General features: G+C 38.4%; 12 protein-coding genes. 6 read left to right on the plus strand and 6 right to left on the minus strand.

Going from position 1 to position 12,294, the window contains the following annotated elements:
* Positions 1–21: 21 nt before the first annotated feature.
* Positions 22–1,047, minus strand: a complete 1,026-nt coding sequence (locus ASF86_RS00660) for an alpha/beta fold hydrolase (RefSeq protein WP_056478506.1) — start codon at positions 1,045–1,047, stop codon at positions 22–24.
* A gap of 284 nt (positions 1,048–1,331) precedes the next feature.
* Here ASF86_RS00660 and ASF86_RS00665 point away from each other — a divergent pair, with 284 nt between their 5' ends.
* Positions 1,332–1,946: a carbonic anhydrase gene (locus tag ASF86_RS00665; RefSeq protein ID WP_003653067.1), complete on the plus strand. Its 615-nt coding sequence runs from the start codon at positions 1,332–1,334 to the stop codon at positions 1,944–1,946.
* Between the two features lie 36 nt (positions 1,947–1,982).
* Here the strand turns inward: ASF86_RS00665 and ASF86_RS00670 are convergent, their stop codons facing one another.
* Positions 1,983–2,606: an arylesterase gene (locus ASF86_RS00670; RefSeq protein ID WP_056478508.1), complete on the minus strand. Its 624-nt coding sequence runs from the start codon at positions 2,604–2,606 to the stop codon at positions 1,983–1,985.
* A gap of 44 nt (positions 2,607–2,650) precedes the next feature.
* Here ASF86_RS00670 and ASF86_RS00675 point away from each other — a divergent pair, with 44 nt between their 5' ends.
* Together ASF86_RS00675 and ASF86_RS00680 are read left to right on the plus strand one after the other, a co-directional pair.
* Complete coding sequence (locus tag ASF86_RS00675; RefSeq protein ID WP_056478510.1) at positions 2,651–3,343, plus strand: ABC transporter ATP-binding protein; 693 nt, start codon at positions 2,651–2,653, stop codon at positions 3,341–3,343.
* Positions 3,344–3,346: 3 nt separating this feature from the next.
* The gene (locus ASF86_RS00680) at positions 3,347–5,806 is read left to right on the plus strand and encodes an ABC transporter permease (protein ID WP_056481692.1); all 2,460 of its coding nucleotides are present in this window, start codon (positions 3,347–3,349) and stop codon (positions 5,804–5,806) included.
* 1 nt (position 5,807) lies between these two features.
* Here ASF86_RS00680 and ASF86_RS00685 read toward each other — a convergent pair whose 3' ends face one another.
* Complete coding sequence (locus ASF86_RS00685) at positions 5,808–6,617, minus strand: rhomboid family intramembrane serine protease (protein ID WP_017391695.1); 810 nt, start codon at positions 6,615–6,617, stop codon at positions 5,808–5,810.
* Positions 6,618–6,693: 76 nt separating this feature from the next.
* Between ASF86_RS00685 and mtgA the strand changes: the two genes are divergently transcribed.
* Positions 6,694–7,371: a monofunctional biosynthetic peptidoglycan transglycosylase gene (gene mtgA / locus ASF86_RS00690; protein WP_056478512.1), complete on the plus strand. Its 678-nt coding sequence runs from the start codon at positions 6,694–6,696 to the stop codon at positions 7,369–7,371.
* Between the two features lie 105 nt (positions 7,372–7,476).
* The gene (gene ppk1 / locus ASF86_RS00695) at positions 7,477–9,558 is read left to right on the plus strand and encodes a polyphosphate kinase 1 (protein WP_005042241.1); all 2,082 of its coding nucleotides are present in this window, start codon (positions 7,477–7,479) and stop codon (positions 9,556–9,558) included.
* Between the two features lie 59 nt (positions 9,559–9,617).
* Here ppk1 and ASF86_RS18840 read toward each other — a convergent pair whose 3' ends face one another.
* A complete protein-coding gene (locus tag ASF86_RS18840; RefSeq protein WP_080026496.1) occupies positions 9,618–9,746 on the minus strand; it encodes a hypothetical protein in 129 nt (42 codons plus the stop codon).
* A 57-nt stretch (positions 9,747–9,803) separates the two neighbouring features.
* Between ASF86_RS18840 and ASF86_RS00700 the strand changes: the two genes are divergently transcribed.
* Positions 9,804–10,394 (plus strand): SPOR domain-containing protein, encoded by a 591-nt coding sequence (locus tag ASF86_RS00700; RefSeq protein WP_056478514.1) that lies wholly within the window; start codon positions 9,804–9,806, stop codon positions 10,392–10,394.
* A 40-nt stretch (positions 10,395–10,434) separates the two neighbouring features.
* On the opposite strand, the gene oxyR is transcribed toward ASF86_RS00700, so the two are convergent.
* Both oxyR and estB read right to left on the minus strand, forming a co-directional pair.
* A complete protein-coding gene (gene oxyR, locus ASF86_RS00705; protein ID WP_005042237.1) occupies positions 10,435–11,343 on the minus strand; it encodes a LysR family transcriptional regulator OxyR in 909 nt (302 codons plus the stop codon).
* 6 nt (positions 11,344–11,349) lie between these two features.
* Positions 11,350–12,294: an esterase EstB gene (gene estB / locus ASF86_RS00710; RefSeq protein ID WP_056478516.1), complete on the minus strand. Its 945-nt coding sequence runs from the start codon at positions 12,292–12,294 to the stop codon at positions 11,350–11,352.

Here is a 12,294-nt window from a genome sequence, read left to right on the forward strand (position 1 = left end):
CTCACAAGTCCGAAGTTTTATTTAAGGTGTAGTTGCTTTTGGCGACTGATTTGTTTCTACTTTCAGTAAAAACGGTACATATTGTTGAATAACCAGCTGCTCAGCTTCCAATATTGGCATATGGCCAACATTTTCTAAAATAACTGGAGGTTGGGCATTCTTTAAAAGTCGTTTTAGTTCACTTGCGACTTCGACATTAATAATCTTATCTTGCTTACCCCATAAAATCAGTGTCGGTGCATCTATTGTTTTTGTGAGAACTGCAAATGAATCGGGAGTGTAAACCTTATTTAGCGCAATAAGTTGATCAACCAGTTTCTGCGTTTGAGGTGCCTGATTAATCATGAGCTTTTCTTGAGCTTCTAAAAATTCTTTTGGAATAAACGGAGGATTAAACATGGTTTGTTTTAACAAATAGTTAAAGTCACCCTTTTTAGATACTAAAAGTTGTTTTAGGTAAGCAGGATCTTTTAGATAAATTGTATTGGCTGAACGGAAAATACCGCCACTATCAACTAAGAATAGGCTTTTTGTTTCAAATGGATATTGTCCGGCATAGAGTAGGGCAATTGAACCGCCAAGTGAGTGGCCAGCAATATGAATAGGGCCTTTTAAATTTGCAGCTTCAACAAAACGACGTAATTTTTCGGCAAGATTAGGCACTGAATAATCAAAGTCTTGTGTAACTAAGGTTTCACCACTTCCTGGTAAATCGGGAATAACGACATGGTAATTTGCTGTGAGATAACGAGAGACACGGTTCCAGTTATCACGGCTACCTCCTAATCCATGGATGAGTAACAACGTAGGTTTAGTGGTAGATCCACCTTCACTATATGACCAAGTTATATCACCAACTTTTAAACTTTTACTTTGTAAACCTGCCCAGCTTCGTTCTTGCTGCAAAATATTTTGAAAGCTTATATCAATCGTATCGGCAGCTTGTGTCTGAGAAATACTCATTATTGTTGTAAGGCTGCATGCTAAGGTAAATGCTGCAACGGTTTTTTTTAGAACAGTTTTTTTTGATGCGGACAGCGTTGTCATAAGATTTCATCCTTGATGCATAAGCGAGTTTGAAAATTATTGAAAAACTTTGCCAATGAGTCATTTGCTAAATGATTAAAAGGAGGAAAATTATAGTCAATCCATTTGCTAAAGTATGTCTATTTTTTCACTAAACAGCAGTGAATGTGCAGTAAATTCTCCATTCAAATAGAGGAAGTATTTTTAAAATTTTTCATGGGAAATGATTTAATTTTTTGTCAGTGACATTCAAATTTTGACACATTAAAATGATTTCCAACCTTGAAAAACAATGGAAATATAAAATGCCTACTGCGCAAGAAGTTTTAGATCGTCTGAAAGCTGGTAATCAACGATTTGTAAATGGAAATACTTCCCTTGCAAAAACCTTATCTCATCATGAACGCGCTGAAATGGCAAAGGATCAAAATCCGTTTGCGATTGTATTAGGTTGCTCAGATTCTCGTGTTCCAGCAGAAATGGTATTTGACCAAGGTCTTGGTGACTTATTCGTAATTCGTGTTGCTGGTAATGTTGTGGCACCTTCACAAGTCGGTAGTGTTGAGTTCGCAGCAGAACGCTATGACTGTCCGGTTGTAGTTGTATTAGGACACAGCCATTGTGGCGCGATTCAAGCGACAATTGATACCTTAATGAACCCTGATCAACCGCCATCATCTAACTTAATGTCGATTGTGAACCGTGTTCGTCCATCAGTTGAAATTTTAATGCAAACTGACTTAAAAAATGATTTGAAAAAATTATCATGTCATGCAGTACGTTCAAACGTTTTTGCTTCAGTAAATCAATTACGTCATGGTTCAAGTGTCCTTGAAAGCTTGATCGCAAAAGGTGAGTTGATTGTCGTTGGTGCAGAGTATTCACTAGAAACTGGTGAAGTTACTTTTTTTGATTTCTGATTATATTAAAAAATACTGCTTAAAACTAAAAGGTGCCTATAGGGCACCTTTTATGTATGGATAAGCTAAATTAAGTAATTTTGACTGTGCTTGTGCATTTGGATGAATCAAATCATTTTGCATAAGCTGTTTTTGACCAGCAACACCATCTAGAAAGAACGGAAGCAATTTCACCTGATATTTCTGGCTTACAACTTTATAATTATTTTCAAAAGCTTTGCTATATGCAGCCCCATAATTTGGCGGAATTTTCATACCAAAAATAACAACTTTGGCTTTTTGTTTTTGGCTTAATTGAATGAGCTGATCCAGATTTTTTTGAATCATTTTAGGTGGTTGCCCACGCAAGCCATCATTTCCGCCTAATTCAATCACGACTACATTTGGCTTATAGGTCTGCAATAATTTAGGTAATCGTGCCAAAGCACCGCTTGTTGTTTCTCCACTAACACTTGCATTGACCACTTTGTGTTGTTTGGGATACTGTTGGTCTAAACGTTTTTGCAGTAGTTGTACCCAACCTTGTTTGGGATCAATTCCGTAACCGGCACTGATACTATCTCCTAAAATTAAAATAGTTTTCGCCGATACAAACATGGGCAGCATACTTAATGAGATGAGCATGATGCTTTTAGAACCAATCAAAAAAGATTTATACATTTGTACTTCGACTCTGATTCTGAATACATAGGACTTTTCACATCATGCCACAACCCATCATTGCTGCCCATCAAGTTACACAAACTATTCAGATTAACCAAAATCAGTTTACGATTTTAAAAGATATCGATTTAGAGATTTTTGAAGGGGAACAGGTAGCAATTACGGGACGTTCCGGCTCAGGTAAATCAACCTTACTCGGAATTCTAGCGACTTTAGATCAACCGTCTGAAGGAGAAATGTGGCTATGTGGTCAAGCAGTACATGAGTTAACCGAAGAACAACGCGCTCAAATTAGAATGCAGCATATTGGTTTCGTATTTCAGTCTTTTCAGCTTTTACCTCAGTTGAGTGCGCTTGAAAATGTGATGTTACCTTTACGGTTACGTAAAGATTTCGATTATAAAACCGCAGAGAAAAAAGCTTTAGATTGGTTGCATCGAGTGGGACTTGGTCGTCAGGTGGAGCAAACTCCTAAAGTCTTGTCTGGAGGAGAACAGCAACGTGTGGCAATTGCGAGGGCGCTCATTGCAGAACCACAAATTATTTTTGCAGATGAACCGACCGGAAATTTAGATGGCCAAACAGCACAAGAAATTGAAAATCTGCTTTTTGATTTAAATCGAGAGTTAGGTACAACCCTTATTTTGGTTACACACGACCGTAACTTAGCAAGCCTTTGTCAGCGCCATGTTGAGTTAGATGATGGTCGATTAAAGACAGTACAGGGTGGTTAAATGATGCGTAATCTTCTAAAACCACTTTTACTTCAAAGTTTCCGCACGGGTGGCCTCTATCTACTTATTATTGCTCTATCGCTTGCGATTAGTGCCACAACTGCTCTGAAATTTAGCAATGACCAAGTTAAAAATGCTGTCAGTTTACAGGCTTCCCAAATGTTGGGTGCCGATTTAGTTCTGTCGAATAACGAACCGATAGAACAGTCATGGAAAAAAAGAGCAGAGCAGCTTGGTTTCAAGCAAACCAATGTCACTATGTTTAGTTCTATGGCCCATACACAAGATCAGTTTGTCATGGTCAATGTGAAAGCGATAGAGCCTTTATTTCCGTTAAGAGGGCAGCTTGAAATTGAGCCAACTACGCAAAGGATTCAGTCTGGCGAGGTGTGGTTAAGCCAAAGGGCGGCAGATTTATTAAAAGTAAAACTGGGTGATCCTGTTTCTATTGCGGATGGTACATTTCGTTTTAGTGGTGTGATTGTACGTGATTCAAATCAAGAGTTAGGTTTCTCTGGCTTTTCTCCCACAGTTATTATCCATCAAGCTGATATTGCTAAAACTCATGCAATTCAGACAGGCAGTAGAATTGACTATCGTTTATTAATGGCGGGTAAACCAGAACAGGTACAGACTTTTGCTAAGCAGTTTAAACAACAACATCAAACCACTAAAGACCTAGACGAAACAGCGGGTTTACGGTTACGCGATGCAAGTGAGTCGAATAGCAGATTATTACGTCCACTTGAAAACCTTGATACCTTTTTGCAATTGGCCAATATTTTAACGATTTTATTGTGTGGTATTGCCATCGCTTTAACGAGCCAAAGATATGTTCAACAAAATCAAGATCACATTGCGCTCATCCGGTGTTTAGGGGGAAGTAAATTCCAAATTTTATTGGCATATATTGGATTACTTTGTGTTGTTAGTGCGATTTCAATTGTTATAGGAAGCTTATTGGGGCTGATATTGGGCTATGGCCTGCTTCAACTCATGTTGCAATTGATTCCTCAATTGGAATTAAATTTTTCGGTAATACCACTTTTACTTGGGCCTTTGCCAATCGCCATTTTTACAAGTGTAATTGTTTTGCTTGGATTTATCTTGCCAAGCATTTGGGAGCTTTTAAATACGCCTCCAATTCGTGTTATTCGTGAACAAGCAAAATCTCGAAAATCATTATTTTTTATGTTTTTTGCTGGCATTAGTAGCCTGATCGTTTTTAGTTTGGTGTTGAGTGAAAACTTGATGCTCAGCATTATGGTTTTGGCTGCGATTATCGTTCTTTGTATTTTGCTTTACACCGCTGTCTGGTTGTTGCTTCGTAGCCTAAAAAAGATGAAAAATCGTTTGTCTTTTTATATTCGTTCTCCTTCCCAAAGCGCACTACAAATTACTGCTCTAGCTTTAGGATTAAGCCTTATTACAGTGTTAAGTGTATTAAGAACTGATTTATTAGAGCGTTGGCAGCAACAACTTCCCGAAGGAACGCCTAATCAGTTTGTTTATGGTTTGCCTCCATTTGATTTAAAAGCTTTTGAACAACAGTTGAAACAAAATGGTTGGCAAAGCACTCCTTTATATCCAAATATCCGCGGCCGATTGCTAGCGAAGAATGATGTACCTTTTTCAGAAGAGGCGATAAAACAAAATAACTCTTTACATCGTGAGTTAAATTTAACTCAGTCTAATCAATTACCGAATGACAATGCCATTACAAACGGTCAAGCTCAGTTTAGTGGTATAGGGCAAGTTTCTGTCGAAAGCAAAACGGCTGAAAGCCTTGGTATTCAAATTGGAGATAAGCTTACCTTTAGCTTGCCGGAGGGCAATTTACAGGCCAAAGTGGTTAATTTTCGAAGTGTAGAATGGGAAAGTTTTAGTCCTAACTTTTTCTTTATTTTTTCTCCGAAAACTTTAGATGAAAATGCTGGAAGTTATTTAGGCAGTTTTTATGTGCCTAAGCAAGACCAACCAAAAATGATCAATATCATTCAGCAATTTTCGAATACGGTATTTATTGACGTCGATCGAATTTTAGATGAAGTAAAGCGTTTAATGAATGTTTTAGTGAAAATTGTGACCGTGCTGGCGGCTTTGGTAGGTTTCTCTGGGATTTTAGTACTTATCGCATGCTTAAACTTGTTAATGGATGAGCGACGCCGTGAAGTTGCTTTGTTACGCTCATTTGGATTGTCTAAAAATAAAATGAAACAGATGCTCAGTCTTGAAGTTGGATTTTTAGGATTGTTAGCAGGCATAGTTGCCTGCTGTTTTGCAGAAGTGATTAGTGCTATTGCAAGCTATAAAATGAATATGGCACTACAGTGGCATATTGAAATATGGCTAATTTTACCTCTTGGCATGATGCTGGTTTGTGCCCTGATAGGACGTTATCGACTGGGCTATCTTTGCAACTTACCACCTTTACAAAGCTTAAGAGAACTAAACCAGCTGTAGCTTAAGGAATAATGTCAGGATTCTGGATGATGATTTCATGCCATAACGGAAGTAAAGGTGAGTTGAGTTGTACACAGTACATATAAAAACCACCTGTAATTACAACTGCCCCTAATAAGCCTAAAAGTTTGAGCGTATTTTTAAATTTGCTGACATAACTTAAGTACCACATCAGCGCAAGAAATGCTCCAATAATCATGCCGCCAATATGCGCGGCATTATTAATTCCCGTTGCGACAAAACCAAAAATAAGGTTGATTGCCATAATCATTAATAATGCTTTTTTATCGAGTATGTAGGCTTGATGAGGTAGCGGTGGAAATAAAGAAAGCACTGTTAACGCAGCACCTAATCCCATCACAGCACCCGAAGCGCCTGCACTGACATGAGGAAGTAAGCTCTGGTCAAAATGTTGCAGCAATTCATGTCCATTTTGAATCGTCATATAACTACTTAAAAGGCTACCAAATAAGCCAGCGAGTAAGTACATCCCAATAAAATAGAAGCGACCAAATAGTGACTCAGCAACATTACCGAAAATATACAAGGCCCACATGTTAAGCATGAGATGAACTAAACCAAAATGAAAAAACATGCTGGTAAATAAACGTTCGGGCTGCCCAGAAAAAGTAAGTGGTGTAAAATCAGCCCCCCAATGAATGGCGTCTTTCATAGCTGGGTCACTAATATCGACGCCAGAGACAATTTGCCAGACAAACAAACCTACATTGATTGCGATGAGTAGGGCGGTCAGCCACCAATTTTGTACATTGAGTTTACGATTAATGTGCGGAGGCTGATATTGAGTCATGCTATGCTTTTGTTATATATGAACATGCTTTACAGCTTAACATGAAAAAAGTTGAATACAGGAGATCAGGACGAACATGAAAGCTTTTATTGTTCGCGTGTTGTTAATTTTTATTGGGGCGATTCTCCTTATTCAACTTTGGATTTTTTCGAGTTTGGTCTGGTGGCGGACACATGAAGTGGATACCACCATGTTCATGCGAATAGATTATTGGTCTGATACATCAGAGCCAATCATCCATAAGTGGCTTGATTATGATGATATTAGCGACAATTTCAAACATGCGATTTTAGCGGGTGAAGATGCAAAATTTATCCATCATCATGGTTTTGACTGGCAGGGTATTCGTTTTGCCCTTGAGCGAAATAATGAAGAAGGTGAAGTTGTTGCTGGCGGTTCTACAGTATCTCAACAACTTGCAAAGAATCTGTTTTTATACAATAAGCGTTCGTTTATTCGTAAAGGTCAAGAAACAGTCGCGACTTGGATGATGGAGCGCATGTGGTCAAAACGCCGAATTCTTGAGGTGTATATGAACTCGGTTGAATTCGGTAAGAATTTGTACGGTGTTGAAGCAGCCGCTCAACATTATTATGGTAAAAGTGCTAAAAGCTTAACGCGTGAACAAGCCGCTTTCTTAGCCGCATTATTGCCTGATCCGAAATATTATCAAGATCACCGTAACGATCATAAACTACAATATAGAAAACGCGTTATTTTACGTTATATGAATAGCACCCAGATTCCTGAATAATGCTGTTTTAAAGATGTGTTAATTTTTTAGTTTTTACCAAATTGTCATATTTTTGCAGCATACTGGTTTATAGAGATTTTGGCTGGATAGAGAATTGAGTTAGACATGAATACAGCGATTACACCAACAACGACCCCAATAGAATATAGTTATAATGACCGTTATATCAATCGTGAATTGTCTATTCTTGACTTCCATTTGCGTGTATTGGAACAAGCGGTAGACCCTTTACATCCATTACTTGAGCGAATGAATTTCTTACTCATTTTTTCACGTAATCTCGATGAGTTCTTTGAAATTCGTGTTGCCGGAGTGATGGAGCAATTTTCTCTAGACAATGAGAGTCGTAGCCCGGATGGTCTTACGCCAAGACAGGTCTTACAAAAAATCTCTGAAACTGCTCATGCTGCGATTGAGCGTCAATATCGTATTTTAAATGAGGAAATCTTGCCTAAGCTACGTGAAGAAGATATTTGCTTCTTACGTCGTGGTGAGTTAACTCCAGCCCAGTCTGCTTGGGTAAAAAAATATTTTCAGGAACAAGTTGCACCTGTATTAACACCAATTAGCTTAGATCCAGCACATCCATTCCCACGACTTGTGAATAAAAGCCTGAACTTCATTATCACTCTTGAAGGTAAAGATGCTTTTGGTCGTCAAATTGATTTGGCTGTTGTGCCTGCGCCACGTTCATTACCTCGCGTTGTACGACTACCAGATGAATTAACGGGTGGTAAAGAACATCATGTGATGTTATCGGCAATTATTCATGAGCATGTATCTGATTTATTCCCGGGAATGACAGCAACTGGATGTTACCAATTCCGCGTTACACGTAATGCAGACTTGGCATTGAATGAAGATGTTGAAGACTTAGCTAAAGCATTAAAAGGTGAATTAAGTTCTCGTCGTTTTGGTCGTGCCGTTCGCTTGGAAGTAACCCATAATTGTCCACAGCATATTTATGAGTACTTACTGGAAGAGTTTGATTTAACCGATGAGCAATTATACAAAGTTGATGGTCCGGTAAACTTAGCTCGTCTGGTTTCAAATTTTAAACGTCCGCATTTGCGTTACGACTCGCATACGCCAGTTGTGCCTAAAGTGTTTAAAAAGACCGAAAGTATTTTTTCGGCAATGCAAAAACAGGATATTTTACTGCATCATCCGTTTGAGTCTTTTGCGCCAGTTATTCAATTGCTACGCGAATCTGCACGTGATCCGCAGGTATTAGCAATCAAACAGACGTTATATCGTAGTGGTGCTAATTCTGAAATTGTGCAAATTTTGGCTGAAGCCGCTCGTAATGGAAAAGAGGTTATTGCCGTCATTGAGTTGCGTGCTCGCTTTGATGAAGAATCAAATATTGAAGTAGCAAATGTTTTACAAGAGGCTGGGGCAGTCGTTGTTTATGGCATAGTCGGTTATAAAACCCACGCCAAAATGATTATGGTGGTGCGCCGTGAAAATAATAAATTGGTGCGTTACGTTCATTTAGGAACAGGTAACTATCATGCGATGAATGCTCGAATTTATACAGATTATGGTCTCATGACCACAGATAAAGATCTGTGTGAAGACGTACACCGTATATTCCAAGAATTGACTGGCATGGGCAAAATGGCGAAATTGAAAAAGCTATTACATGCACCATTTACCTTACATGCTCAGCTCATTAACTTTATTGATGAAGAAATTGCTAATGCTAAGGCAGGACGTAAAGCTCAAATCATTGTTAAAGTAAATGCGTTAACCGAAGTTCAGTTAATCAATAAATTGTACGAAGCTTCTCAGGCGGGTGTTCAGATTGACCTGATTATCCGTTCGATTTGTTGTTTACGTCCGGGTTTGCCTAACTTATCAGAGAATATTCGAGTGCGTTCAATTGTAGGACGTTTCCTTGAGCATACTCGCGTTTATTACTTTAGTAATAATGGTGATGCACGTATTTACTGTTCAAGTGCAGACTGGATGGACCGTAATTTATTTAATCGTGTTGAAGCGTGTTTCCCTGTTGAAGACCCTGCGTTGAAAAAACGTATTTATCAACAAGGTTTGGTGAACTACTTACAAGATAATCAACAAGCATGGCTGTTACAAGGTGACGGTACTTGGATCCGTGCTGAGCCAGCTGAGGGTGAAAAGTTGCATAATGCTCAAAGGGCATTATTGGAAATCATTAAATAATGAACTCTCAAGATTAAATAAAAGCCGACATTTTGTCGGCTTTTTTAATTAACTGAAATTCAAAGTAATTTAGTTAGTTTTTCTAAATGGTTGCTGGATAAACGACAATAATTTGAAGCACTGCAATATGTTTTTAAAATATGTGATTTTTTACATAAAACATTGAATTTTAAAAATATACAAATCACAAAAAATCTACTTTAATACGGCGCATTAAATATACTTAACTTTGGTAAATGAATAAGATGCAATGCTTTATTAGAAGTTTACTTATTAAAATACTTTTGGGGATAATGCCAGTGACCGCCTATGCAGATCAGAAGTGTTATGGGGATATCATCGTATTTCAAAGATTTGATGATCAAGCGATGTATCCTTATTTTGTAAATCCTTCTAATGATAAAGCGAAAAAAAGTGGGGACAAAAATAAAACAATAGTCATCCAGAAAAGAAAACCAAAACAAGATGAATTATTAGCCCAAAAGAAAATTGAAGACGTCCACACAAAAAAAGTAGAAGAAAAGAAAAATTTTGACAGTAAAAAGCAACTTGATGCAGCGATCGCTAAAGAAATTTTGGAAAATGGTGAAAAGAAATGGATGGTACAAGTTGCATTGGCAGCTAATCAAAATAAGGCAAGTGCAGTTCAGTCGCAGTTAGAAGCGAAAGGGTACAAGGTTGTAACCAGTGCAACGACTAAAGGAATACGAGTTATGGTGGACCCTGCAAATGACTATGCTATAGCACAAATTATTAGAGAGAAAATTATTGCTGATAATAGTTTGAATCTGCCATCTGCTTGGGTGTTTAAGTGGGCATCTTTAACACCACAGTAAAATAAAAAGGAGTCCGAAGACTCCTTTTTTTATACATGTTTTATGCGTGCAAGTTCGTTGTAATTTTCTGCATAATTTGCAGTAATACATCGAACTCACTTTGTAATGGTGTACTTTTACGAGTTACTAGCGCTAAAGTGCGGCTCGGTGCATCTTCAATTGGTTTTGCAGTAATCTGATCATTAAACTTGATCATACTATTTTCAATTGCAATTTCTGGTAAAAGCGTAAAGCCTAAATCAGAAGAAACCATTTCAACTAACGTTGGTAAAGAACTTGCTTTTAAACGGTTGTCGTTTTTACGCTCACCGATAGGGCACGCACTCAAAACGTGGTCACGTAAACAGTGGCCTTCCTCAAGCAAAATTAATCTTGATAAATCAAGATCATCTAGAGAGTTTGCTTGAAGAGCATTCGTATCTTGTTTACTACATACAAGGTACAAATTTTCTTTCGAAATTTCAGCGACTTTTAGACCTCTGGTGTCGAACGGTAAAGCAAGAACGATCATATCTAGATTACCGTGTTCTAGACGCTCTACAATTTTTTCACTTTGTGCTTCATGCAAATGTAGCTGAATTTTAGGTAGCTGCTGATGCACTTCATTAAGTAAGCGTGTCAGGATAAAAGGTGCAATGGTTGGAATAACACCCAAATGCAAATCACCCGTTAACGGCTCACTCATTTCACGGCTCAAACGCATTAAATCTTGAGCATCTGCTAGTAGTACACGGGCACGAGCAACGACTTGTTCACCTAAAGGTGTTAAACGCACATTCTGACGATCACGTTCTACCAGAACGCCACCTAATAACCGTTCAAGCTCCATAATGCCGCCTGATAACGTCGATTGAGTGACAAAAGAGCGGCGTGCTGCTTCAGTAAAATGCAAAGTTTCCGACAACGTAACTAAATATGATAGCTGTCTTAGTGAGGGTAATGCAGCCATAGTGTCCTAGTCTGATGATTTAAAATGATGCGCAAATAAACCGCTAAGCTGTGGAATAAAATGTGCAGGGATATCATGCCCCATTCCATCAATTAATTCAAACTTAGCACCGGAAATTGCTTTTGCTACAGCCTTACCGTGGCTAGGGGGAAGTAAGCGATCGCGAGAGCCATGTAAGACTAAAGCGGGTTGCTTAATTTCACGGTCCAGTTGTAGTAAGGAGCCTGTACATAATATTGCTAAAAACTGCTGAAGTACACCAGCAGGATAGTAGCTACGTTGATAAAGCTTACGCGCAGTTTGTATTGCTTCAATCTGGTTGATATAACCAGGTGAACCAATCAGTTGAAATAGTTTTAAACTATGATTCACAATCCCTTCTTCGTCACGCGTCTCAGGTTTACCGATTAAACTCAAAAGTTGTTTCGGAAAAGGTGGTGGTAAAAAAGGCTGGTTATTACTTGTAAACATGAGCCCTAATTTTTCAACCTTTTCTGGATATTTTGCTGCAAGAATTTGAGCAATCATCCCACCCATTGATGCACCAATGACATGCGCTTTGTTCACGCCTAAACGATCAATGAGCATAGATACATCGTCTGCCATATCATGCAGAGTATAGGGCGCACCCTGATTAGTTAGCCCCAGTGCAAAGCGGCCCATCAATTTGACAGTATTTAACCGTTTACCTTCGTGACGTACTTTTGAAGAAAGGCCAATATCACGGTTATCAAAACGAATAACACGAAATCCTTGATCAATCAGCGATTTACAGAAGAAATCTGGCCAAAAAAGCATTTGAGCACCAAGGCCCATAATCAGCAAAATGGTTGGATGTTCTGGTTTTCCACCTACTTCTACATGTAACTCAATTCCATTGCCTAAGTTGACTTTGGTTTCTTGCATGAAAGATGTGTACGGTGAAATGTTAAACTGTAAGGCGCTATTCAT

Source organism: Acinetobacter sp. Leaf130 (assembly GCF_001423205.1).
Classification (GTDB): domain Bacteria; phylum Pseudomonadota; class Gammaproteobacteria; order Pseudomonadales; family Moraxellaceae; genus Acinetobacter; species Acinetobacter calcoaceticus.